This is a genomic window from Sphingobium boeckii (genome assembly GCF_014199215.1).
GTDB classification, from domain to species: Bacteria; Pseudomonadota; Alphaproteobacteria; order Sphingomonadales; family Sphingomonadaceae; genus Sphingobium_A; species Sphingobium_A boeckii.
On the sequence record NZ_JACIJC010000001.1, the window covers coordinates 853,200 to 878,474 of the forward strand.

A 25,275-nucleotide genomic window follows, 5' to 3' on the forward strand; every position below is an offset into this window, starting at 1 on the left:
ATCCTTCAAAAACGGTAACTGGAATTAACGCCGATGGTCCGGGGGCGGATTGAACCCAGCATACGTTCGAGGCGGTTGGGGTCGAGCGGGGTAAGCTGCGATTGCACGTTCACGCCGCCAACCGTGCTGGTCAGGTTTTTGACGAACAGCTGCAAAGTCCATCGATCGGTCTCCAAGCCCGACCGCAGGTTGATTTCTGCAAACCCCGGAAGAGTTTCGTAGATATTGAAGGTTGGGCGGAATTCATTAGCTACGCCGCCGCGATACGCGATGTCACCGCGCACGAATGCACCCAAGCGGGCATCGATCTTCCAATCATATTGGGCTGAGAAGGAGCCGGTGAATTTCGCCGTATAGGGGAGGCGATCTCCAGCTATGCCGGTCTGACCGGTCGGTGTCACGGCGACTCCATCCGCTTGGCCGCGGGTCAGCTTCGCTTTTGGAAGGTAGGAAAGGCTGCTCTCCAGCGCGACGCCAGGGAATGGTCGCGCGGTTCCCTCCAATTCCAGACCACGGATGCGAGCCTTCCCTGCATTTGCCACAATGCGGAACGCCGGCGGCCAGTTCAGGGTCGACTGGATATCTGCCCAATCAATCTGAAATATTGCCGCGTTCAGTGTATAGCGTCCGCCTGACCAGGACGTTTTCAATCCTGCTTCATAGCTGTCGATCGAATCCGAACCATAGACGAGCAGGTTGGCGGGCAGGTTCGTCGCGGCGATGCGGTTGACGCCGCCGGGGCGGAAGCCCTGTGCCCATTGGACATATCCCATTACGCCCTGGCTGAAGTCATAGGCGATGTTCGCCTTGCCGACCCAGCCTGCGGCCGAGGTACTTACACTCGTCGCCGGCCCGGCAAATGAGCCATAGACGAAGTTGGATTGCAGCACCTGACCCGAACTCGTCTTGTCATAATCATAGTGCCGAACACCACCAGTGATGGTCAGACCGGATGCGGGCCGCAGCGACACTTCGGCAAATTGTGAAAACTGCCTCAACTCCGTTTTGCCTGTGCTATAACCGTTGTAGACCCGCAGGGGGTCGATCAGATCACCAGTCGTCGCATTGCCGACCGACGCATAGCTATCGATATAATCGTCGCGCTTTTCGTAAAATAAGCCGATGGTCCAGTCTAATATCTTTGGGCTGGTTGATGCTAGTCGAAGCTCATGCGTCTGCGTTTCAACGCCGAGAGGCTGGTGAAACGCGGCCGGCAAGCTGTTTGCGATGTAAGTCTGGTAACTGGCTCGCTGTGCCGGGGTGCAGGGCGCTGTAGAAGCCGCAAATTGCTGACAGAAGAGACCCAGATTGGCCAATGCTGCGAAATTGGCCGTGACATCGACATTGCGGACAATATCCCATTTGTACCAAGAAGACGTTCCCGTCACCTTGGCGAATGGCAGCGTCCAGTTTGCCGTGGCACTGACGAGTGTGAACTTGTCCTCATAGGGTATGAGGAGCGGGCTGTCGGTTTGGTAAGATTTCTCACCCAGCCGCTGATACCAGCCGCTGTTGCTGTCCTGATCCGTCTCCTGGTGAATCCCCGTGCCGACAAGGCTGAAATTGAGGTCTGGGGTCCACGCCAATATCGCGCGACCGCCCTTGATCGATCCTCTGTTGGTGTTTTTCTGAGCGAGCACCACATTATCGACGTAGCCGCCGACGGCCTGGACGCCGCCAACCACCCTGAGGGCCAGCGTGCCAGGAGCCAATGGGATATTAACGGCCCCGCGCACAGAACCGTCTGGATCTCCGCCGCGGGTGAATGACCCTTCGGCCTCGACATGCCCGCTGAACTTTGTGGGGTCGGGTTGTGCGAATAAGACGCGAATCGTGCCGCCGGCCGAACCAGAGCCGTACAGTGTACCCTGCGGACCGCGTAACACCTCGACCCGCTCGACGTCGAACAGGTTGAGGTTGGGCGTCTGCTGCCCAGCATCTGCAGTACTGCCTGCCGGACCGGTAACCGGCGTGTCGCCATAGTAAAGGCCGACCGTGGATTCACCCGCAGCCCAAATACCTCGAAGAGCGATGCGACTGGCACCAGGTGAAACGGGATTGTCGGTGATCTGCAGCGACGGGACGCTGCGATAATAATCGTGAAATTCGCTGACACCCTTGCGCTGCAGCGTGTCCGAATTGAGCACGCTTATCGCTGCAGGTGCTTTTTGAAGAGTCGAATCCCGTCTCAATGCAGTGACGACGATCTCGTCGCCGGCTGCATTCTCGGGCTTGGATTGATCGGCGTCATCAAGGCCGGCGGCCACCGCTGGCCCGGCGATCAGCAGGCCGACGCTCAATGTCACCGAGCTCGCAAGCCAGCGCGGGCGGGCCTTCTTCGGTTCAAACATATTACCCCCCGGAAATTGGATAAGGAAAGCCCTAGGAGGGCATCGAGCGCCGCGTTGGCAGCCCTTCCAATCCTTGCTTAAACGATTTTCCGCTGATGCAAGAGTAAATTCTGTCCGATTGGGCAGAATTTCGCACGTTGGGATTCGAACGACGGTTCGAGGCCGATTATCCCTCCCTTGGTGGAGACTTTCGCTGAGGTTAATTCGAGAGAGATGTCTCGACGATCAGGATGAGGAGGGAGCTTTTTCTCGCGTTTGAGCAGCAGACGATGGCGCTCCCTGAAAGTCGCGATCGACTCATGTCGCCATTAGCTGCGGTAGCCACACATTGCACCGCCGTAACGTCGGAGCACCAAGTGTTCAGTCCCGGAATTAATCGACCGGATTGGCAATGAGTCGCCTGATTCTGAGGTCCTGATCTTGCAGATTTATCATGGGGGCGTGAGGCCGCGATAAGTCGCGAAAGTGGGCGCGGGACACGTCCTGTCCAAGCTCATTTGCCGCAACCAAGTGCCGTTACAACGCCTATTGCTTCAAGTACGTCGCGATGATGGTGTTGACATGGTAGGCGGCCTACAATCGTGTGCATGGATCCCCGTCAGCGGGCGATTTGGCGCACCTTCAGGAACTGGTGAGGATCGAAAATCCAAGTGCCGCGTCGATATAGAAGCGGATAAACGCATTTATTTCGTCAGTTGGCATACCGTTTCTCAACATTGCCGCGACTGTCAGCGATTGGCCGACGATCAATCTGGCCGCGGCGGTGGCGTCGAGCGAAGACGCTATATATCCATTGGCTTTGCCACGCTGGATGAGCATTCGGTAGGCCGCAATATCCCTATCGATAAACTCGTTATATCGACACCAATAATCTTCGTCCCCTATCGAACTCCACTCGAGCCAAAGTGTGGCGAATTCAGGGTTTCTCTGAAACATCTCGCCAAGCGACACGACGATCGCATAGAGCGCCACTCGAGGATTCTGATCAGGATCTTCTGGTAGCCTGGCAATGACGCCACCATACCAGAAAGCGGCGACGGCCTCCAGCACCGCGCTCACCAACGCTTCCCGGGTAGGAAAATAGCGAAAAATCGTAGGAATTGATACGTCTGTCAGTGCCGCAACGTCGGCATGCACCGCCCGCCGCAAACCCTTGACTGCGAAGGCCTTGACCGCAAGTTCAAGCAATTCCGCGCGCCGCGCCGCGCTGCCTTTCCTTGTGCGCCGTCGCGGACCGGCTGAAATCTCTTCTGAATTTCGTTGCTTCAACGCTAACCTCTTGTAGGTTCGGCGAGGTTCACGCCTCGCCTCTTTGCACCATTCCATAGTCGCCAAGTCAAAGCCAATCTTCATCAACCTCTCAGCTATTGTCCGCCATCCGATTTGCAATCTAATCGCACAAATAGGAGCGAAAGCGGCATCCTCGTCAAAATTGCCCTTAGTCTGCATAGTGGATAATGGCACCTTGCGCCTTACACGTCCGCCATTGTCGTGACGACTTTCCGAAGCCGACTGGGCCAAATGTCCTAGCTCCAGCCGCAAAACAGACGGCTTATGATTAATGTTCTTCCCGCGTCAGTGCTTCTGCGGCGAGAAAATGGAGCTGATGGAATGAGAGGCAGCAGTCAGCCGGACGACCGTTGCGCGCGATGATCGGGCGTAAATCCAGAGGTGTCGAGCGCCAATACGCTGGCATCCTCCATGATTGTGCCGGCCTTGGTGCGTAAACGCACGATGAGCTCCACATCGTTGGCATCCATATTTCACCTCCGCCACCACACAAGGCGTCTCCGTGACGAAGTCCAGACGCAGCTTTTTCAGCTTGTGAGACTGCAGATACCATTCGACTTCGCTGCGGAACAACCGCTGGGCGTTCAGGCCATCGAGCACCATAGGAAGCGGGAGGGGCATCACTTCTCAATGGAAACCCCGAGTTACGTCTCAGCAGCCATCAACAATATGGCGGTTACCATCGCGCGTCGCGGGCTCTCCGAAATTAAATATATTTTTTTACATAAAATGTTGTAGATCATGGCCGCGCGATTGAACCAGAAGGTGGAGAGAGTGATGGAAGGGATGGTGTTCGGGGCCAGCGAAGGGCGCGGTGACGGACCGGCTCTGGATCCGCGTATGCAGCCCAGCGCTGATCCGCTGGTCAAGGTGTGGGACATTGCGAGCGTGGAGTTCGGGCGGCCCGACCTCGACAAGGCCTTGGCCTTCCTGTTCGACTTCGGACTGTCCCTCGATCATCGCGATCAGGATACGGCATTCCTGAGCGGCCGATCCGGATATGGGCCTTGCTACATCGTCCGCCGGACCGACAAGCCGTGCTTCCTCGGCATCGGCTTCGTGGTGCAGACATTGGAGGAACTCGAGCGCGTCGCAAAATTGCCCGGCTCTTCGCCGATCGAGCCGGCTTATGGCTGGGACGCGGGCAAACAGGTGCGGCTGGTGGACCCGGCGGGCTTCAACGTGCGCGTGGTTCAGGGCCCCCGCAGCGAAAGCCCGGCGCCGCGGCGGTCTCTCGTCCAGAATCTCGAAATGCCGCGGACCCGCGTCAATACGATGCAGCGACCACCCCTCGCCTCCGCCAATGTCCTTCGCCTTGGTCATGCGGTGTTGTCGGTCGTCGACTTTTACAAGAGCGTCCGCTGGTATATGGACATTTTCGGCTTTTTGCCGTCGGACGTCCAGACCATCGGTGACGGCGAGCCCGCTTTGGTGTTCATGCGCTGCGACCGCGGCCATACGCCTGCCGATCATCATACGCTGGTGCTCGTCCAGAACGTCGTGAACCAATATGGGCATAGCGCCTACGAATGCCTCGACCTGGACGATATCGCGATGGGTCAGGAGCATCTCCTGTCGAAAGGTTGGAAACACGCGTGGGGGATCGGGCGGCATCTGCTTGGCAGCCAGATCTTCGATTACTGGCGGGATCCCTGGGGCGACAAGGTGGAGCATTTTGCCGACAGCGACATGCTCACCGCCGATCATCCCGCCGATATCTCGCCGCTGACCACCGGAGGGCTTTACCAATGGGGGCCGCCAGTGCCCTCGGATTTCGAGGCACCCAAGCTGACGCCCGCTTTCCTGTGGAAGGCGATCCTCAACGTCCGCCGCAGCGACGAGATGACCTTCCCGCGAATGCAACGATTGCTCAAAGCGATCGGTGGTAGCCCGCGCCCGTGGCTCGGCAAGCACTGAAGACGACGATCGGAACCGCACCATGATCCGCAGAGATATATTGAAGTCGCTGGCCGCATGTGTGCCGCTGGCATTTCCCATGAAAACAGCCTGGGCCGCACAGGCCGCCGCGCCCCCGATTCCGGTGGCCGGGCGATGGTCAGTCGGGCGGATCAAGGCGTGGTATTCAGCGATGCCGTGGCTGGTGGGTGCCAATTATCTGCCTTCCGCCAAGATAAATGCCATCGACATGTGGCAGGCATCGACCTGGGATGCCCGGGCGATCGCGCGCGAACTGAAGCTCGCCCAGTCGATCGGTTACAATACATTACGCGTCTTCCTGCACCCGCTGGTGTGGGAGGATGACGAGCAGGGACTGTACCGCCGCATGGACCGGTTTCTCGCGATGGCCGCGCGCACGGGCATCCGGCCCTCCTTCGTCTTTTTCGATGACTGCCACTATCCCTATGCCGCGCTTGGGCCGCAGCCGCTGCCGGTGCCGGCATTTCACAACTCTGGTTGGGTCAATTCTCCGGATCGGGAGCTGGCCGAGCGTTATGCGCGCGGCGCGGCGAACGCCGGAGAGACAGCGGCGCTCAAGGGCTATGTGCAGCGGACCATCGCGCGCTTCGCTCACGACCGACGCGTACTCTACTGGGAATTGTATAACGAACCGGGGAGGGGGAATGGCGAGTATGATGATACTGGCAAGCTAATCCTGGCTGAGATCGGCGATCGGTCGCGACGGCTCGTGCAAGACAGTTGGACCTGGGCACGCGAGGTAGCTCCGTCGCAGCCGATCACCTCGACCAGCCTCGGTGGCATCGGCTCTGCGAATGCCGAGATCAACGCGGTGAACAGCGATCTCTATTCGATCCACGTCTATGACTCGTTCTCGGAACTGCAGAAGGCGGTTACGACCTGGTCTGCCGATGGCCGCCCTGTCCTTGTCACGGAGTGGCTGAACCGCTCGACCGTTGCCGACATTCCGCAGGATATGCTTACTCTGCTGAAGGACGCCGACTGGCTCAAGCGTGCGGACGGCACGAACGTCCCCAAATACGTCCTGCCCTATCTGAAGGAGCGGAACGTCGGGGCTATCAACTGGGGGTTTGTGACCGGCAAGTCAGCGACGAACTGGCATTGGTCGAGCCGCTATGAAAACGGCAAGATCCGCAACCTTGCGGCCGAGCGCCGCGCCGGCAATGTGATCCAACCCGGTGGTCTCCTGCCCGAGCCGGCGACTTGGTTCCATGACCTGTTCCGGCCGGATCATACGCCACATGACCCGTCCGAGATCGAACTGTTCCGGTCGTTGACCAGCGCTCCCAGATCCTGGCCCCGCGGCACCTTCTAGCGGCGGCGCCATACCGGCCAGGCAGACATGAAAAGGGCGCCGGAAGCACGATCTGCTTCCGGCGCCCTTTCGTCATCCGATCCGATTAGAAGCGGAATGTTCCCGAGATGCCGATGGTGCGCACCGAGTCATATCCAAAGGAAGACAGGAAGCTGGCGGTGTTCACCGTCGCATCGATCGGGTCAGCGGCGATATACAGCGGGTAATGCTTGTTCGTGCAATTCTTGCAGAAGATCGAGAATTGCATGGCATCAACCTGAACCCCGATGCTTGCACCGAAGATGTCGATCGGTCCGACCGCGGATGCCGGCGCTTCGTTTATGTTGTAATTGATCGAGGCGCGATGATACCAGTTCCCGTCGATAAAGGCAGATGCCCCGCCGCCGATATCCGTCTCATACTTGGCCTGGACCGTCGAGGTGAACCGCGGTGTCGTCGGCGTCCGGAAGCCGGACGCGTTGAACGAGCCGATGGTCGAGCATCCCGGTGTGGGCTGTCCCGGATAGCATTGCGCGCCTGGGAACGAGCCGAACTTCGAGTCGATATAGGAAGCGTTTGCATTGATCGTCAGCCCGGCGAAGGGCTTGGCAATGACGGTCACCTCGCCACCCTTGCTGGTCAGCGACGCGGCATTCTGAATGACGAAGGCGGTAACTGCAGCGTTGAACGATTGGGTCTGGAAGTCGGTGAACTTGCTGTGAAACAGCGCGACGTTGATAATTAGGCGACGGTCCAGCCAGCTCGACTTGATGCCCGCCTCGATATTTTTCGAAGTCTCCGGCCTGACGACCAGGTTGGACGTCACGGTCGCGCCATTGTCGTTGACGCCTGGTCCCTTGTAGCCACGGGCGTAGGTGGCGTAGCCCATGACGTCGGGCGTGACCTGGTATTGCAGGCCCGCCTTGTAGCTGAAATCGGTGTTGCCGAAGGATTGGTCGTATGTCGCACGAACGCCGAGGAATCGAAAATAATTGTTCTGGTTCTGGGCCTGCACCATGTGCAGTTCGTCGCGGGTGAGGCGGGCACCACCGATCATCATCAGACCATCCGTCAGCTCATAGGTTAGCTGCCCGAAAGCAGCATAGCTCCTGTTGTCGAGGCGGTAATCGATGTCACGCCCAATGACGAACAGGTTGCGCGACGCGCATCCGGGAGTGGGGCCGGTACCGACGCAGAAGGGGGCGTTGGGCTGGGCCACCGCTGGCACGTTGAAGCTGCCCGATGTCAGGAGCGTCCGGTGCATAGTGGCGTCGAAATAATAGAGCCCCACCTGACCGCCGAGGCGATTGCCCGACGGCAGTGCGAGGCGCAACTCGTTCGAGAATTGGGTATAGTTCTGATCGACCAGGTTGGTGTTGAGGATGTCGGCCGAAACACGGTCGATATCGAAGCGGGTCGTATCCTTGTAACGCTTCCATGCGGCGATGTTGCTGATGTTCCAGCCGCCGCCAAGGTCGTAGCTGAGCGTCCCCTGGGCGCCGACGTTCAGACGATCGCGGTAAAATGCACCATCGGCGGAGATCAGGAAATTGTTGGAGTTCGCGGTGATGCCGTCGGCCGCCAGGATCGGCCGGATGATCGAGGGGCCTGTTCCCACGGAGGTGAACGCGTCGGTCGTCGAACCGCCATGCGATTTCGCATATTCGCCGATCAGATACAGCGACAACCGGTCGCTGAAGTTCGTGAGCAGCTTGGCCCGAATGCCATATTGTCGCTGATCCTCGTCCTGCCGTGCAGCGGTGCGCTTCGTCAGCGTCATGACCGGCTCGGCATAGGAATAGAAGCCGTTGAGCCGAATGGCCGTGTTGCTGCCGACCGGCAGGTTGATCGTTTCGCGCGCAAGCACATAATTCGCATCGCCGGGAACGCCAGGCTTGCCGCGCGCGCCGGTCTCGACGTTGAAGATGTTTTCAGTGACTCCGATCTCCGGCTGTCCTGTCACGATGTTCATGAGGCCTGCAGATGCGTTGCGCCCAAACAGCAGACCCTGCGGTCCGTTCAGCACCTCGACCCGCTGTACGTCGTTGAATAGGTTGATCGCGTAGCCCGGCTGTCCGAGGTTCACATCGTCGATGGCCACGGCAACGCTCGAATCTACCGAGCTGGAATTCGCCAGCGTCCCCACGCCACGGATCGAGTAATTCCCCAGCAAACCGATCTGGAGGCTCGGGGCGACCAGCGGAAGCTGATCCAAGCCATTGATATTGCGATCGCTGAGCGTGTCGGCTGTTACCGCGTTGACCGATAAAGGAACCTTCTGCAAACTCTCGCTCCGCCGCTGCGCGGTGACGATGATTTCACCCATGCCGGCGCTGTCGTCGGTTGCCTGACCTTCGGCTGTCCCGCTGTCGGCCGATGTGCTGGTCTCTTGTGCCAAAGCCGGCATCGCCAGCAAAAGCATTGCCGTGCTCGCTGCGAACTTGATCTTCATTGAAACTTTCATGACCTCCCCTTTCAAAGCGCCTCTTCGGGCGCAATTGCAGCCACCACTAATTGGCCTGTCCGAACCACCCATTGCCAGACTACATTTTATCGCACAATATATATTTTATGACGAAATCTGGAGAGCGATGTGGGTAAGTGGCAAAAGAGGCTGGCGATAACAGCGCTGCTGGCACTATGTTCGGGAGCAGCCGCAATCGCATGGTCGCGCGGCCCTAACCGACCGGTTGTCGAATTTCCTATATCCGGACGACTTCGCATCGAAGGCGTCACTGTTGTCGATCCAAGTGACGGACGCCTGACGCCCAATATGGACATCGAGACGGAATCGGGCAAAATTGTCCGCATTGCGCAGTCAGGAAGTCAGGGGGCGGACCAAACTGCCAAGCGCGTTGATGGGCACGGCAAGTTTGTCGTGCCCGGTTATAATAACATGCACGCCCATGCGCTCGGTCCAGACGACCCGTCGGGCGATCTCGCGCTGATGCTGGCCGAGGGAGTGACCGGCTTCAGGCAGATGTCGGGTTCAGACGCGATGTTGCAGGAACGCCGCGAGCACAGGCTGCCACTGACGCAATATGCCCCAGGACTTCTGGTGATGCCGGGGGCGGTGTTGACTCCATTCAACGCCGGTTCGCCGGACGAAGCGCGGCGTGAGGTGACGAAGCAGAAAGCGGAGGGTGCCGACTTCATCAAAGTGGCGCTCGTCTCTCCCGAGGTGTTCTGGGCGACCCTCAAGGCGGCAAGCGAGGCGGGGCTTCCGGTGGTTGGCCATTTGCAGCCGGGAGTAGATCCCTTCCGTGCCTCGCGGGACGGTTTCCACGCGATCGAACATCTCGGTCCTGGCGACCCCATTTGGATTGCGTGCTCGAGCAATAGGGATGCGCTGTTCGCAGAGTCCGCCGCCCATCCGGCGATGAAGGCTCCGCCGTTCAAGATCCCGTTTCTTGAGACGATCGTGATGCGTCGGCTCAAGAAGGTGCTGATCAACCCGGCCGCCTTCGCCGAACCGGCCGAGGTGGCGCGGCTTCAGCGGGCGCTCGACAGCTACGATGCGGATCGCTGCAAAGCGATGGCGGAGGAATTCGCGCGGCAGCAGGTCTGGAGCGTTCCAACGCTGGTACGGTTGAGGACGCAGCAATTGGCGGACGATCCAGCCTATTTCAGCGATCCGACCCTGCACTACATGCCCCAGGCCAATATCGACCGGTGGAAGGACGTTACCAAGAGCTTCAACGCGTTACCGGCTCCGATGCTCGCGACGTACCATGCCACATACGCACGTAACCTCACGCTCACCAAATTGCTTTCCGACTCCGGCGTATTGATGTTGGCCGGCACAGACAGCGGTGAACTTGCGGGGCCGGGGATGACGCTCCAGCAGGAGTTCGTGGAATTGGCACGCGCGGGGCTCACACCGCTCAAGATATTGCAAATGACAACGGTTCTTCCGGCACGCTTCCTCAACCGGGAACGCTCGATGGGGTTGGTCGCGGCCGGGTATGACGCAAATCTGGTGCTTCTGGATGCCAACCCGCTCGAAAGCGCTGCCAATCTGGGCAAGGTCGCCGGCGTTGTGCGTGCCGGATTCTACTATTCTGCCAGAGACCTTCAGGCGCTCCGCGACCGGGTCGCAAAGACGCACGGCATACTTGGGCAGGCTGAGCCCGGCCGGTAACCGCACACATGACCAACGAAGAAAAAAAATATATTGCTTATGAAAATATAGCGCGGCAAGGATGCGGCACAGAGCGTATCGTGCTCAATGGGAGGATCAAATGCGGTTGTTGCGGTTTCAGGATACCAATGGTCCGCGGCTGGGCGCGGTCAAAGGCAATGGCGTGGTCCCGCTTGGCGCGCTGGCAGATCGCTATCCCACGATGCTGTCGCTGATCGCCGGCGGCGACACAGCGCTCGCGGCGGTGCGCGCGATCCTCGATTCCACTAATCCTGTTCTCGAAATCGAGAAGGTGTCGCTCCTCGCGCCGATCGAACGCCCCGGCAAATTCCTCGCGATTGGCATGAATTATCGCAAGCATATCGAAGAGGCCAAACGACTCGGTCAACCCGTGCCGACCAATCAGTTCTGGTTCAACAAGCAGACAAGCTGTGTGGCCGGACCCTATGACGATACCGATCCCGGCATGAGTGAAGCACTCGATTACGAAGTTGAACTGGGCGTGGTCATCGGCCGGCCCGCCAAGCATGTGACGGTTGATCAGGCCAAGGATCATGTCTTCGGCTATCTCGTCTGCAACGATGTCTCCGCGCGCGACTGGCAAAGGCATTCGCCCACCTTCACCATCGGCAAGTCGTTCGATACGCATGGCCCGATCGGTCCGTGGATCGTCACTGCCGATGAGATCGCCGATCCGCATACGCTCGGGCTGCGCAGCTTCGTCAATGGAGAAGCGCGCCAGGACGGCAATACCAGTGAACTGGTTTACAATATCTGGGAGCAGATTGCCTATCTCTCTTCAGCGCTTACGCTCGAATCCGGCGATCTGCTTGCTACCGGAACCCCGGACGGGGTGGGCGTGGCGATGACCCCACCAAGCTTTCTGCAGCCGGGCGATGTGGTCCGGTGCGAAATCGATGGAGTGGGCGCTATCGAAAACAAAGTTGTCGCTGCGACGCGGCCATAAGATCGAAATTGGAGAGTGTCAGTGCCGTCACCAGTGTCGCGCGAATGCGAGGTTCTCATCATCGGGGCGGGGCCGGCCGGCCTTGCTGCTGCAATCGAACTGGGGCTGCGCGGCATTCGTGTCCTCGTTGTCGAGCGGAACGCGCGCGCTGGGGTTGCGCCGCGGGCGAAGACAACCAATGTTCGTACCCGCACGCATCTTCGCCGCTGGGGCATTGCCGACCGGCTGGCTGAGGAGTCGCCGTTCGGGATCGATTATCCCAACGACATGATTTTCCTGACGCGGATTGGCGACGGCGGGCAGGTGCTCGCGCGATTCGATAATGCCTTCAACGCGGCACCGGCACGTTCCGATCTCTACCCCGAGCACGCCCAGTGGATTCCGCAATATACGCTTGAAAAGGTGCTGCTCGAGAAGGCGCGGTCGTTGCCTTCGGTCGAAATACGCTTTGACACGCAGTTTCTCAGCGCCAGTCAGGACGAGGATGCCGTCCATGCGCAGATCGAATCGCAAGGCGAGAAATCCGATATCGTCTCGCGCTATTTGATCGGTGCCGATGGCGCGCGTAGCGCGGTCCGCGATTTGATCGGTGCCAAGATGGAGGGCCGTCACGGCCTGTCCCGCAGCTACAATATCATTTTCCGTGCGCCAGGGCTTGCTCAAGCGCACGGCTTCGGTCCTGCTTCGGTCTATTGGCAGATCGGCAAAGCCGGGTTCAGTGCGCTCGGCCCCATGGACCGCGACGATATCTGGTTCTTTGGCCCGGCAATCGGGATGGAGGCCACGCTCACGCACGAGCAGGCCGCGGCGATGATCCGCGACCGCACCGGCATCGACCTGGAGTATGAGATTCTGAGCGCTGACGCCTGGTTCGCCAGCGAATTGCTTGCCGATCATTATTCTGATCGCCGTATCATCCTTGCCGGTGACGCGTGCCATCTTCATCCGCCGTTCGGCGGATATGGCATGAATATGGGGATCGGAGACGGTGTCGATCTCGGCTGGAAGATCGCCGGGACACTGCAAGGCTGGGGCGGACCAGCGCTCGTCGCGAGCTACGAAGCCGAGCGTCGCCCGGTCCACCGCGCCGTGATCACCGAAGCAGTCGCCAATCTTGGCGTTGCTGCGTCGTCTCTTCCCCCGGAAATCGAGGACGATTCCCCCTTGGGCGCTGGCATCCGCGCCAAGGTGGGTGGCATGATCCAGGCGACCAAGGGCCGCGAGTTCCACACGCTGGGGACGGTGCTGGGTCTCGGTTACGAGGATTCTCCGGTCATTTGCGGCGAAGCCGGCCCGCCGCCGGAGCATCAAACGCAAGTCTATACGCCGACTGCGCGACCGGGCTATCTCGCGCCGCATGTTTGGCTGGATGATGGCCGCTCGCTCTATGATTGCTTCGGGCTGGGATTCACATTGATCGCCGATGTCGCAGCCGATCCCGCCGACGTGAAAAGCGCTGTCGCCGACGCTCGAGCATTGGGGGTGCCGCTAGACGTGGTTCGGCCGGATGGCGTAGACATCGCAGGCTTGTTCGAGGCCAAACTGGTATTGATCCGACCGGATCAGCATGTCGCCTGGCGCGGTGAACGCTGGGGGGATGCGCTGCGCGTCGCAACTGGCCTGGGCGTATCCGAGACCCTGGCATGAGCGCCGAGGCGCTGCGTCGACAAATCGACGAAGCGCCGATGAGTTCTCTGCAAGAGCGGGTAATCGCGATCACATTGCTGCTGTCGATGCTCGACGGCTATGATGTGCTGGCGATGACGTTCGTCGCGCCGGCGCTGACGCGCGACTGGGAAATCGGCAAAGCCGCATTGGGCGGCGTTCTCGCGGCCGGGCTGGCGGGGATGGCGATCGGATCTCTGGCCATCGCGCCGTTGGCAGATGTCTTTGGTCGCCGCAAACTTGTGTTCGCGGCGCTCGGTTTGATGGCGATCGGGTCTCTCCTATCGGCATTTTCCGCGTCGCTTGGGCAGCTTGCGGCGTGGCGCGTGGTGACCGGACTTGGCGTCGGTGCCTGCGTCGCGGTGATCAGCCCGCTTGCTGCCGAATTCTCCAATGGCCGCCGCCGGCCGCTGGCGCTCGCGCTCACCGCACTGGGCTATCCTGCCGGTGGCCTGATTGGTGGGCTGCTTGCGGCGTTTCTCCTCCACGTCGCCGACTGGCGCGCCGTGTTCCTTGCCGGCTTCGTTTTTGCCGCGCTGCTGGTGCCTGTTGTTCTGATCGCACTGCCTGAATCCTTCGCTTTCCTGATCGGCGGACGGCGTCCGGACAGTCTGGCAAGACTCAACGCGTTGTTGATGCGTTGCGGCCAGCCGGCACTTGCATCACTGCCGGATCCCGCCCCGCGTCACATGCGTGGCTATCGCGGCGTGTTTGCACCCGAGCAGCGCATCGCGACGATCCGACTGGCCGCAATCAACATATTTCATGCCGCCGCAGCCTATTTCGTCCTGAGCTGGCTGCCGCAGATGGTCGCTGACGCGGGCTTTGCTCCCTCCGCCGCAAGTCTGGCGTCCGCTGCATCGAGCCTGACCGGCATTGCCGGAGGACTCATGCTCGGTGCCTATGCGCAGCGCGGCGGCGTGAAGGGGCTCACCATCATCGCCATCCTGTGCCTTGCCGGCGCGATCGTGGCCTTCGGGGTTGCGCCCGCCAATCTGCTGGCCCTGACGATGCTGGCCGCATCGTGCGGCTTCGCATTGTTTGCTGGCACTGCCGGCTTATTTTCCATCATCGCACTGAGCTTTCCGGACGCGGCACGCGCTTCGGGGACCGGCTTCGTCGTAGGCGTTGGGCGCATATCGAGCGCGGTCGCCCCGTTGCTCGCCGGCTGGCTGTTCTCGATCGGCTGGGGGCGGGCCGAAGTGTCGCTCGTATTTGCGATCTGCTCGGTCGCCGCTGGCGCTCTGCTTCTCATCCACTCCATCCGCCGAACGCTGGCCTGAACTTGGGACATTGCGATACGACGGCAATTGCGACTAAAAACGGTTATGCTTCAGATTATAGATATTCCGGCGCTCGAAAGCGAAGGTCCCCGTAGCCAGGCCACCCTGGCATACGAAGTCATCCGATCGGACATTCTGAACGGGCGGCATCTGCCAGAGAGAAAGCTCAAGATCCAGGAACTGGCGGTGGAGCTTGACGTCAGCCCTGGCGCCGTTCGCGAGGCGCTGTCACGCCTTGTGCCCGAACAACTCGTCGTGTCGCGCGACCAGCGAGGCTTCGTTGTCGCGCCGCTGTCGATCGCCGACTTGATCGACCTCACCGATCTTCGGTGCGAGATCGAAGCGGTCGCGTTACGCCGCTCCGTCGAGCGTGCCGATCGCGATTGGGAGGCCAACATTCTTGCTGCCGAGCATCGGCTGCGCGGCCAGGTCGTCGTTATCGGCACTGACGAACCCAAGCTCAATCCTGCCTGGGTCCAGACTCATGCCGCATTTCACACCGCGCTGGTGAGCGCGTGCGGCAGCCGGAGACTGTTGGCGCTCCATGCCCAGCTTTACGAACAATCGGAGCGCTATCGCGGGCTGTCGCTGCATGTCGAAGCCCCACGCAACGTGTCCGACGAGCATAGCGACATCGTCAAAATGGCGCTTGCGCGCGATGCCGAGAACCTGATCCGGACAACAATCGAGCATCTGCGCAAGACCACCGCCCTGATCGTGGCCGCCGCATCGAAAGAAGCCATCGTACCCAGTGCATAATTAAATATATTAATGCAAAAAATATTGATTTTCTTGATGCGGTGTTGAAGAGCGTGCTTCCAAGAAGCCGATGGCGGCACCGTGGAAGAGGACCGTGAGCATGAACCCGACACCGCTGATGCGATTGTTTCGCCAAGAGGCTACGAAATGTTCCGGCCAGGAGTTTGCAGATTATGCGGCGCTCCATCGCTGGTCCGTCGAGGCACCCGATCAGTTCTGGCCAACGGTGCGGGACTTTGATGGCATCGAGACATTCAATTCTCCGACCGTAGCCCTCGCGGACGCGAAGATGCCGGGTGCCCGCTGGTTTCCTGGTGCTCAGCTCAACTATGCACGCCAGGTGCTCCGCCATGTCGATGCTGCGCACGCAGCCGGCCACCCGGCCATTATCGCGGAGGACGAACAGGGGGTCATTGGGATCGTCGAATGGCCTGCTCTGCGGCAACAGGTGGCGTCCTTTGCGATCGCTCTGCGAGCGTTGGGCGTCGGCAAGGGGGACCGCGTCGCGGCCTATCTTCCGAACCGGCCCGAAGCCGCGATCGCTTTCCTTGCATGTGCCTCGATCGGCGCTGTCTGGGCCATCTGCGCGCCGGACATGGGGGCACCCGCGATCCTCGACCGGTTCGCACAGATCGAGCCAAAGATTCTTATCGCCACCGATGGCGTCTTTTATGCCGGCAAGGCGCATGACCGCAGTGCGACCGTGCAACAGCTTCTGGGCGGATTGCCAACCGTCGAAGCGCTGGTGCTGGTGCGTTCCGGTCACGCGGGGGAGGGTGCTGTCGAGGGCCATGATTTCCAGCATCTGGCGTCTGGCGGCGGGCCGGACGTGGACGCGTTCGAACCCGAATGGCTGCCCTTCGATCATCCGTTGTGGGTCGTCTATTCAAGCGGAACCACCGGCAAGCCGAAGGCGCTTGTACACGGCCATGGCGGTATTTTGCTCGGGTCGGCATCGGGCCGGATCCATTCCGATCTTGGTGCCAGTTATTCCGATCGGACCCCGGGGGAACGCTTCCATTGGTTCAGCTCGACCGGCTGGATGATGTGGAACACGCAGATTGGAGGTCTGCTCGGAGGGACAACGATCTGCATCTTTGACGGCAGTCCGATGGGCACGCGCGAAGCGCCGGACTGGGGCGTTCTGTGGCGGTTCGTCGCCCGCAACCGCGTCACATTTTTCGGCTCTGGCGCGCAATTCTATACGATGTGCGTCAAATCGGGGCTGGACTTCGGCGCCCTTGGTGACCTGTCTTCCATGCGCGCGCTTGGCAGCACCGCGTCGCCGCTTCCCGCCGCGATTCAGACCGATATATCGGCAAGCCTTGGCCGAGCGGGGAAGCCGGATATCTGGTGGTTCAATTCGTCGGGAGGGACCGACATTTGCGGCGCCTTCTGCACTGGCAACCGCGAATTGCCCGAAGCGCCGGGCAAGCTCCAATGTCGCCAGCTCGGTGCTGCGGTGGAAGCGTGGGACGAGCAGGGTGGCCCGGTGACCGGCGAGGTCGGCGAACTCGTCTGCACGCGTCCATTGCCCAATATGCCCTTATTCCTGTGGGGGGATACCGATGGCTTGCGTTATCGCGATTCGTATTTCGATCTTTATCCCGGAATCTGGCGCCATGGCGACTGGCTGAAGATCGATGCCGACGGCACCTGCGAGATTTTCGGGCGGAGCGATGCGACGATCAATCGTGGCGGTCACCGCATGGGGACAAGCGAAATCTACGCGGCCATCGAGGGGCTCGACGAGGTCGCAGATTCACTGGTCATCGATGTGCGTCGCGCGGATGCGGACAGCCAGTTGCTGCTCTTCGTCGTGCCCGTTCCCGGCTTTGATGTCGCACAGGCGGCTGATCCCATCCGCGGTGCCATCCGCGCCTCGCTTTCGCCCCGCTTCCTGCCCGATCGCATCATCGCAGTAAGCGCCGTGCCGCGCACGCTTTCGTCGAAGAAGCTCGAGCTTCCCGTCAAGCGATTGTTCGAAGGTGCGCCGCTTGAGCGCCTGCTGGATCCCTCAGCGATGGTCAATCCGGAATGCCTTGCGGAATATAACGCACTGGCTGCCGCATTCCGCGCGGGCCGCTAGGCGGCGACAGGCGCGCCGCTGCCGATGGCCACCAACCACGCCTCGGCGAGAAACCGGGCATTCCCGGTGCCGAACACATAGCGGTCCGGTCGAACCAATACGGCCGCGGCAGAGCGTGCACCCAGCCACTTCGCGAGCGCTGGGCGGAAAGGCTGGAGCCGGTCATCGTCCAGCGATACCCCGAGGACGCCGGGAAGTTCGGGCACACCGCCTTCGCCGATCAGCCAAATGCCTTCTCCTAGGGCGTCGTCAAGCCCATGGCGCAGGCCGTCGACCAGCACGACCGGCTGCGGGAAGATCTCGCCAGCACCTTGGGTGGCAGAAAGGATGGCCGCCCCTGTAAGCGGCGGCGGATCCAGCGGCGGCAGTGCCGGGGTGCCGGCGGCCAGCGCGGCAAGCAACTGCCCGTCGCGCTCGCGCGCAGCCGCCGGATCGATCATGCACACCACCCGCCCCATGCCGATCGCGAGTTCAATATAGGCGCGGACGTTCGGTGCGCGCTCCTCCTGATAGCTATCCAGCAGCGCGTCCGCCGCCCTACCTTTGATCACCATGGCCAGTTTCCATGCGAGGTTGGCGGCATCCCGGATTCCCGAGCACATGCCCTGGCCGGCGAAGGGGGGCATCTGATGCGCGGAATCCCCCGCGAGGAGCACCGGCCCCTTGCGCCATCGCGAAGCCAAAAGGGCATGGAAGCGGTAGACAGCCTTGCGCTCGATCTCGATCTCAGCGCCCCATTTCTCGAGCAAGCGATCGACAAAAGCGTCCTCGAGCACTGCCTCTGCGCTCTCGCCGGGCAGCAACATGAATTCCCATCGGTGCCGTCCTGGGCCCATCTGCACACAGGTGGTCGGCCGCGCGGGATCGCACAATTGGAGATTGCCCTTGGGCAGACCGGCGAGCGAGCGAGGGATCGCATCGATGACAAGCCAGGGCTCGTCGAATTCGAAGCTCTCAAGCGCGCCGCCAATCGCATCCCTGACTGTGGAGCGGCCACCGTCGCAGCCGATGAGATAGCGCGCCCGCACAGCGTAACTTTGGCCATCATGGTCGGCAACGCGTGCCTCCACGCCCGCAGCAGTCTCACGCAGATCGATGAAACTGTGCCCGAGCCGTACCGTCACGCTCGCAAGCTTTTCGAGGTGACGCCGCAATGCGTGTTCCACGCCAGGCTGGTTGAACATGAAGGATCGCGGCCAGCCGGATACGTCCATAATCTGAGACATGTCGGGTATCTCGATCAGCGTCTCTCCGCTGGCCGAGCGAAATTCATAAACGCCCGCCGGCCGCGCGTGCTCGAGCACCTCGTCCGCCAGCCCCAGATCCTGAAATATGCGCATGATCTCGTGATCGAAATGAGCGGCGCGCGGCAACGGATAGACCACAGTCGATGTATCACAGGCAATCACCGAAATGCCGTGCCTGCCCAGCAGGGCCGCGAGCGTCGCGCCTGCCGGTCCGAGTCCGACGATCAGCACATCGCAATCGAAACTTCGATCGAGCATCAATACCCCCTTTGAACGGCACCTCATCCAGGAGCCCAATTCAAACGGTATATGACTATATAGTCAGATTTAGAAGGCCGGCACGCATAATATCCTCCACCGCCTTGGCGGAGACTGCGGAGGCTTCCGATGGTTCGAGTCCGAGGCCAGCCAGCAACATCGCGATCAACTGCTGTGCTAGAATGCGGGCGGCATAGCCTTGCTCGCCTTGAAGGATGTGCGCCATCAGTTGCTGAGACACGGCGACCACTAGGATTGCCGCGACCTCAACGGTTGGGATGCGGAAGCGGTCGCGCTTCATCCCTTCACGCATGTCGTCGAAAACGCCGTGGTTGAGTGGCGTGTCCTCGGGCAGCCCTTTCTCCAGCACCTTGGTCAGCACGGTAGCTGCGTTGGGTGTCTCGATCGCGGTGCGCGCATAGAGGCACAGCGCGCGCGCAACGCGCGACGCTGGATCATCGACTTCGCGATTGGCTTCGGCAATCGCCGTCTCGATCCGCATCCGCACCCTTCGGTAAACGGCGTGGATGATGTCCGCCTTGTCGATGAAATGATTGTAATACGTCCCCTTCGCAACGCCGGCGGCGATGACGATTTCGTCAATGCTGACGGCGTCGGGCGCGCGTTCGGCGAACAGAATTTCGGCTGCGGCGAGAAGCTGGTCCCGCGTCCGAAGGCGGCGGCTGTTCTGTCTGACACCTGAGCTTCGCTTGCTATCTTCGGTCAAACCGACACCGCCTCCCTGCCGTCCGTTGCTATTGCGCTGAGGTGAAAATGTCCAGCGCCGCAACCGGGGCTTGATGCCGTCGGGCACCGTGTGGCGTGCGCTTTTCTAATCCAGACCCGATCACGAGCCACTCAACTCCGCCCACTTGCAGAAAATAGATTTTCTGCAATAATGACTAAATAGTCAAAATACGGGCGGCGCGAAAGCCGACCTGGCAGGGAGGATGCAGCGGTGTTGAGGTGCAGCCAGCAAGGGGCAGCACCGACGCCCGTGGCGGCAACTCCCAAGGATCGTGTTGCGGAGCGGCGCAAACGCGTCGTGCCGTGCGCAATTGGGGAGGAAGAAATGAAGATCTCGAACATGACGCGGCTGCTGGCACAGTCGGGATTGATGGCAATGGCATTGTTCGCCGGCTCGCGCGCGCTTGCGCAGGATGCACCGGCCGAGACCAAGGCACGCTCGGACGAAGGCGACATCATAGTGACCGCGCGCCGGCGCCAGGAAACCATCCAGGATGTGCCCGCGACAATCAACGTCGTCACGCCAGAGGCGCTTGCGCGTAGCGGAATGTCGAGCCTGGAACAGTTGGAAAGCGTGGCCCCCGGCATCTCGCTTGACAGCCCACCGAACGGAAACGGCGTCGGCATTGCGATCCGCGGCCTCGGCTCCGCGCCGGGAGCCGCGTCTTTCGACAGTTCGGTAAGCCTGTTCATCGATGGCATCTATGCGCCGAGCAGCAGCGAGTTTTCGGCATCATTGTTCGATGTGGAGCGCGTCGAGGTGATCCGCGGAACGCAGGCCGCTCTGCTCGGGAAGAACACCAGTCTTGGTGCCGTCAACATCATTACGCGCAAGCCCGGCGACGTGTTCGCGATCGACGCGACCGCGAGTTATGAGTTCGAGTTCGGCTCGGCGCGTCTCGCCGGCGGCGTCGATCTTCCGATCGCGGAAGGCTTGGCCGTGCGCGTCTCCGGCCAGAGCACCGATGACGAAGGCTGGGTACGCAACGTGGCGCTCGGCAGGAACGCGCAACGGACCTATGATGATGCCGCACGCCTTGTCGCCGTCTGGCAGCCATCGCCAGGCGTGGACGTCACGCTGATGGCTCAGCATGACGTGCTTCGAAATCGCGGATCTGCGGCCGAGTTCGTCGCGACAAATGGCACGCCGGAGCTTCTCGCGGCGCTCGCAGGCTATCCCGGCACGATCGATGCCAGGCTCGATCGGCGCAATGCCGTGACTGATAGCCGCGGCGACGGCAGGGAGCAATTCACCAGTCTCGAGACCAACAAACTCGCCCTTACTGCCAATATCGATATTGCCGGTTACACGCTGACGTCGATAACCGGCCTCTCCAAATTGAAGGATTTTGGCAAGACGGACGCCGACTTCCAGCCAGGCGATTATCTTTATATCGACTCGGGCGAGCGCAAGCGACAATTCAGTCAGGAGGTTCGCCTCGCCTCACCGACGGGCGGCACGTTCGACTTCATCATTGGCGGCCTCTATCTGGATTCGCGCTTCGTCACCAATCCGATCATCGCCGCCTCCTATCCGTTCGGCCCTGCGCCGGGCGTCAATATCGCCGGATCCGAGCGCACCAATTTCGAGCAGGTCAGCGATGCGCAATCGCTGTTCGGCCAGGCGAACTACACGCTGGCACCCGGCCTGCGGATCAGTGGCGGCGCGCGCTTCACCTGGGAATCCAAGGCCGTCAATCTCAGCCGCGACATCCTCGTCCCCGGCTTCTTCAGCATTGTCGCCTATCCGCCCTATGCGCCGTTCCGCAAATCGCGCAGCGAGCAGAATTTCGATTATTCGGCAGGCGTGCAATATGAACTCTCGCCGCAGGCGCTCGTCTACGCTTCCTATGGCAAGGGCACGAAATCAGGCGGCTATGCAAGCTCCGTTACGCTGCTTCAGGATTCCGAATATCGCAAGGAAGTGGCGCGCACCGCCGAGGGCGGTGTGAAGCTGCAAAGCGCGTCGCGCGACTGGACGCTTAACATTGCGGGTTTCTATACCTGGGTCGACGACTATCAGCTTATCACTTTCAATGGCCTCCAATTCGTCATCGGCAACACGGATTTGCGCAGCCGCGGCGTCGAGGTCGAAGCGATCTGGCGGCCGACAAGGGGATTGAAGCTCTACTTGAATAACACCTATGCCGACGCGCGCGATCGTTTGACCGGGCTCAAGATCCCGCGGGCACCATTATGGCTCGGCAGCGCTGGTTTCGATCTCAGCACCGGGCTGAGCGACAATTTGGAGGCGCGGCTCAACGGCTCGGTCGAGTATCGAAGCCGCCAATATTATCAGCAGGATCTGGCCAACGCCGTCTCTTCCGATCCCTTTACGACGCTGAACCTCAGCGCGGCGATCGGATCATCACGCAGGGGCTGGGAGCTACGCCTTATCGGCAATAATGTGACGGACGCCAATGCCGTAGCCTTCGCATTTCCCACGCCCTTTCTTGCAGGCAATCAGAATGCGATCTCCGAACGCGGGCGCACCATTTCACTGCAACTGCGCATCGAATACCAATGATACGGAGCACGCTCGCGCGTATTTGGAGTGGGTAGCTGTGCAGGGGCGGGGGCGACCCTCTCTACTCGCCGCCGCCCAACACAGCCTCAACAGCGGACGTCAGGCCAATTCGGGGCCGGGCCGCCTTGGATCGACGTGGAAAGTGGCCAGTGTGGCAATGCTGCCCCCGGGCCGGTCAACCTGGTCCATCGCCTTCACCTCGGTCTGCCAGCGATCGGCGGCGATAGTGTGGAGATGATAACCGCGCTGATTGTTGATCAATCGCATGTTGGGATTGTTGCTGAGCGCATCCTGTTCATCGGGATGCCGGACACCACCGGTGCCTCCCGACGATATCGATGCTGCGAGAAAATCGCTGGCAATTGCCGGGCCTTCGAGATTGCGCACGTCCAGCGGCACCGCGCCGATATAATTCTGATGCGCATCGCCGCTGCCGATCACCACATTGGTCAGCCGGCGCCGATGAATGCTGTCGATCAGGCGCTGCCGGGCCAGCGGATAGCCGTTCCAATTGTCGGTGCTGGTGTCGGTGACGGTGCTGCCGTCCTTTCGCGAATCGTGAGGCATCACCATCACCTGCTGCGCGATCAGGTTCCAGCGCGCCTCATTCGCCAACCCGCGATCCAGCCAGGCTTCCTGCGCCGCGCCCAGCATGGTGCGTTCGGGCCGATCGATGCGCGGGCATTGGCTGCGCTCCTCGGCGGTCATTCCGAGCCGCTCGCATTGCTGGTCGCTGCGATGCGAGCGGGTATCCAATATGTGCATCCGCACCAGAGATCCGTAATCAAGCCGGCGATACATGGTGCTGTGCGGGCCTGGCAATTGGGCGCGGCGCACGGGGACGTGTTCGTACCAGGCCTGAAGCGCCGCCGCCTTGCGCGGTGCGAACATCGCGGCGCTATTGCCGTCCTTGTCCAGCGCGCCGGCCCAATTGTCGTCGATCTCGTGATCGTCAAACGACATGATGAAGGCCGCGGCACCATGCGCCGCCTGCAGATCGGGGTCGACCTTATATTGCGCATAGCGCTGGCGATAATCGGCAAGCGAAGCCAGTTCGTTACCGACATGGCGGCGCGGGCCGACGGTGGCACCTGGTCCCAATTCGTAGATATAATCACCATAATGGAAGACCGCATCGAGATCGGTCTCGCGCGCCAGATGCGCATAAGCGGTGAAATAGCCCATCTCGAAATTCTGGCAGCCGACCATCGCCACGCGCAGCCGGTCCACCGCCGCGCCGGCGGCAGGGGCGGTCCGCGCGCAGCCCACCGGGCTGGCATCGGCACCGGCCACGAGGAAGCGATACCAATGCGGCCGGTGCGAGCGCAGGCCATCGACTTCCACATGCACCGAATGGGCGAGCCCGGCCCTGGCGATGGCCGTGCCCGAACGAACGATCCGGCGGAAGGCGGCATCCTCCGCGACTTCCCAGCGCACCCGAACATCCAGCGGGGGCATCCCGCCATCGGGCTTCATGGGTTCGGGCGCCAGACGCGTCCACAGCACGAAGCCTTCGGGTGTGGGATCGCCCGCAGCCACCCCCAGGGTGAAGGGATAATGACGAAATCCTGGCGCAGCCAACAGGCGCGCCGGACTCGCCGCTCCAAGCAGCGTGAACGCTGCGCCGAGCTTGATCAGGGTGCGGCGGTCGAAAAACGTCTTGGACATGAATACCCCAGCATTGGCTCGTTCAGGGAAGACGGCCCAGGCACCCCCGACCCGACAGCGGTGCGCGATTTTTCAGGAAGCCGGGCCACCGGCCGAGGGCGCGATGCGGATCACATCGCGATCATAGCGGACCTCGAGCGCATAGGCACCGCGGATCGCATTGAGCACACGCGCCGGATCCGAGACCTGGAAACGCCCGCTGACGGGCAACGCGGCCATCTTGGGATCACGAAGGCGGATCGGCCGCAGCGAATAACGCTGCACTTTGGCGATCAATACGCTCATCGGGACGTCGGACGCTTCGAACCAGCCCGCGGTCCAGTCAGGCTTGTCATGACGGCCGACACCGGCATTGGGGTTGGTTGCCTGCGCGGTGATGCGATCATCCACCACGCGCGCGTGGTCGCCCTTGTGCAACACGATGTCTTGAGTGCGCGGTGTATCGAGCGTCACTGCGCCGCGATAGACCTCAACGGCGGTGCGGGTGGCGCTCTGCCGGTCGACGTTGAAGGCCGTGCCGAGTACGCGAACCGAGGTCGATCCGCTCTTCACCAAGAACGGACGCCAGCGCTCGTGCGCGACGTCGAAAAATGCTTCGCCGCGCGCCAAGGTCACCTCGCGGCGCCATGGCATGATCCGGACGCTAAGCTCGGCATCGCCGCTCAGATCGACATGCGATCCGTCTGCAAGCACGATCGTCCGGCCGCCCCCGGTTCCGGTCCGGTAGGTTTCGACGCCGAGTTTCGGCACAATCAGGAACAGCATCGCGGCGCTTCCCGCCATGGCGAACCACAGCGCAGATCGACGCAAGTCGGCGAACCGCGACGCCCGGGTAACCGGCGCTTCGCCCTCTGCGATCGAGGCTTCCGACCGCTCCAGCGCCTGCAAAAGCGTGTCCGAATGCCACAGCGCCTGCATGTCGGCAAAACTCTCCCGATGACGGGCATCGGCCGCCATCCAGGCATCGAATGCCGCGCTGGCCGAGGTGTCGATCACCGGCTGATCGAGCCGGTTGACCCATAAAGCGGCATCCGCGGCGATCTGCATGTCT

The 25,275-nt window shown here is 61.1% G+C and carries 18 protein-coding genes; 9 read left to right on the top strand and 9 right to left on the bottom strand.

Going from position 1 to position 25,275, the window contains the following annotated elements; translation table 11 throughout:
* Positions 1-5: 5 nt before the first annotated feature.
* The 3 genes from FHS49_RS04195 to FHS49_RS19815 form a co-directional block, all read right to left on the bottom strand.
* On the bottom strand, positions 6-2,351 hold the full coding sequence (locus FHS49_RS04195; protein WP_184015505.1) for a TonB-dependent receptor: 2,346 nt from the start codon (positions 2,349-2,351) through the stop codon (positions 6-8).
* A gap of 621 nt (positions 2,352-2,972) precedes the next feature.
* Positions 2,973-3,704 (bottom strand): TetR/AcrR family transcriptional regulator, encoded by a 732-nt coding sequence (locus FHS49_RS04200; RefSeq protein ID WP_184015507.1) that lies wholly within the window; start codon positions 3,702-3,704, stop codon positions 2,973-2,975.
* A 272-nt stretch (positions 3,705-3,976) separates the two neighbouring features.
* A complete protein-coding gene (locus FHS49_RS19815) occupies positions 3,977-4,111 on the bottom strand; it encodes a hypothetical protein (protein ID WP_281397026.1) in 135 nt (44 codons plus the stop codon).
* A 271-nt stretch (positions 4,112-4,382) separates the two neighbouring features.
* Between FHS49_RS19815 and FHS49_RS04205 the strand changes: the two genes are divergently transcribed.
* Together FHS49_RS04205 and FHS49_RS04210 are read left to right on the top strand one after the other, a co-directional pair.
* The gene (locus FHS49_RS04205) at positions 4,383-5,558 is read left to right on the top strand and encodes a VOC family protein (RefSeq protein WP_184015509.1); all 1,176 of its coding nucleotides are present in this window, start codon (positions 4,383-4,385) and stop codon (positions 5,556-5,558) included.
* 40 nt (positions 5,559-5,598) lie between these two features.
* A complete protein-coding gene (locus tag FHS49_RS04210) occupies positions 5,599-6,894 on the top strand; it encodes a glycoside hydrolase 5 family protein (protein WP_184015511.1) in 1,296 nt (431 codons plus the stop codon).
* 85 nt (positions 6,895-6,979) lie between these two features.
* Here the strand turns inward: FHS49_RS04210 and FHS49_RS04215 are convergent, their stop codons facing one another.
* On the bottom strand, positions 6,980-9,325 hold the full coding sequence (locus FHS49_RS04215) for a TonB-dependent receptor (RefSeq protein WP_184015513.1): 2,346 nt from the start codon (positions 9,323-9,325) through the stop codon (positions 6,980-6,982).
* A 321-nt stretch (positions 9,326-9,646) separates the two neighbouring features.
* Between FHS49_RS04215 and FHS49_RS04220 the strand changes: the two genes are divergently transcribed.
* The 6 genes from FHS49_RS04220 to FHS49_RS04245 all read left to right on the top strand — a co-directional run bounded on the left by FHS49_RS04220 (position 9,647) and on the right by FHS49_RS04245 (position 17,777).
* Positions 9,647-11,014, top strand: coding sequence for an amidohydrolase family protein (locus FHS49_RS04220; protein ID WP_184015522.1), 1,368 nt, complete (start codon positions 9,647-9,649; stop codon positions 11,012-11,014).
* Positions 11,015-11,114: 100 nt separating this feature from the next.
* Complete coding sequence (locus FHS49_RS04225; RefSeq protein WP_184015524.1) at positions 11,115-11,981, top strand: fumarylacetoacetate hydrolase family protein; 867 nt, start codon at positions 11,115-11,117, stop codon at positions 11,979-11,981.
* Positions 11,982-12,002: 21 nt separating this feature from the next.
* A complete protein-coding gene (locus FHS49_RS04230) occupies positions 12,003-13,628 on the top strand; it encodes an FAD-dependent monooxygenase (protein WP_184015526.1) in 1,626 nt (541 codons plus the stop codon).
* A 38-nt stretch (positions 13,629-13,666) separates the two neighbouring features.
* Complete coding sequence (locus FHS49_RS04235; protein WP_184015528.1) at positions 13,667-14,929, top strand: MFS transporter; 1,263 nt, start codon at positions 13,667-13,669, stop codon at positions 14,927-14,929.
* A 45-nt stretch (positions 14,930-14,974) separates the two neighbouring features.
* Positions 14,975-15,688 (top strand): GntR family transcriptional regulator, encoded by a 714-nt coding sequence (locus FHS49_RS04240; RefSeq protein ID WP_184015530.1) that lies wholly within the window; start codon positions 14,975-14,977, stop codon positions 15,686-15,688.
* Positions 15,689-15,758: 70 nt separating this feature from the next.
* Positions 15,759-17,777, top strand: a complete 2,019-nt coding sequence (locus tag FHS49_RS04245) for an acetoacetate--CoA ligase (protein WP_184015532.1) — start codon at positions 15,759-15,761, stop codon at positions 17,775-17,777.
* Here the strand turns inward: FHS49_RS04245 and mhpA are convergent.
* The 3 genes from mhpA to FHS49_RS04260 form a co-directional block, all read right to left on the bottom strand.
* Positions 17,774-19,282 (bottom strand): bifunctional 3-(3-hydroxy-phenyl)propionate/3-hydroxycinnamic acid hydroxylase MhpA, encoded by a 1,509-nt coding sequence (mhpA, locus tag FHS49_RS04250; RefSeq protein ID WP_184015534.1) that lies wholly within the window; start codon positions 19,280-19,282, stop codon positions 17,774-17,776. The genes FHS49_RS04245 and mhpA overlap by 4 nt on opposite strands.
* A gap of 55 nt (positions 19,283-19,337) precedes the next feature.
* Positions 19,338-20,009, bottom strand: a complete 672-nt coding sequence (locus FHS49_RS04255) for a TetR/AcrR family transcriptional regulator (protein ID WP_184015536.1) — start codon at positions 20,007-20,009, stop codon at positions 19,338-19,340.
* Between the two features lie 131 nt (positions 20,010-20,140).
* A complete protein-coding gene (locus FHS49_RS04260; protein ID WP_184015538.1) occupies positions 20,141-20,371 on the bottom strand; it encodes a hypothetical protein in 231 nt (76 codons plus the stop codon).
* Here FHS49_RS04260 and FHS49_RS04265 point away from each other — a divergent pair.
* Entirely contained in the window at positions 20,355-22,556 is a 2,202-nt protein-coding gene (locus FHS49_RS04265) for a TonB-dependent receptor (protein ID WP_184015540.1), read from the top strand. The genes FHS49_RS04260 and FHS49_RS04265 overlap by 17 nt on opposite strands.
* 99 nt (positions 22,557-22,655) lie before the next feature.
* Here FHS49_RS04265 and FHS49_RS04270 read toward each other — a convergent pair whose 3' ends face one another.
* Positions 22,656-24,224: an alkaline phosphatase D family protein gene (locus FHS49_RS04270; protein WP_184015542.1), complete on the bottom strand. Its 1,569-nt coding sequence runs from the start codon at positions 24,222-24,224 to the stop codon at positions 22,656-22,658.
* A 72-nt stretch (positions 24,225-24,296) separates the two neighbouring features.
* Positions 24,297-25,271, bottom strand: a complete 975-nt coding sequence (locus FHS49_RS04275; protein WP_184015544.1) for a FecR family protein — start codon at positions 25,269-25,271, stop codon at positions 24,297-24,299.
* Positions 25,272-25,275: the final 4 nt, after the last annotated feature.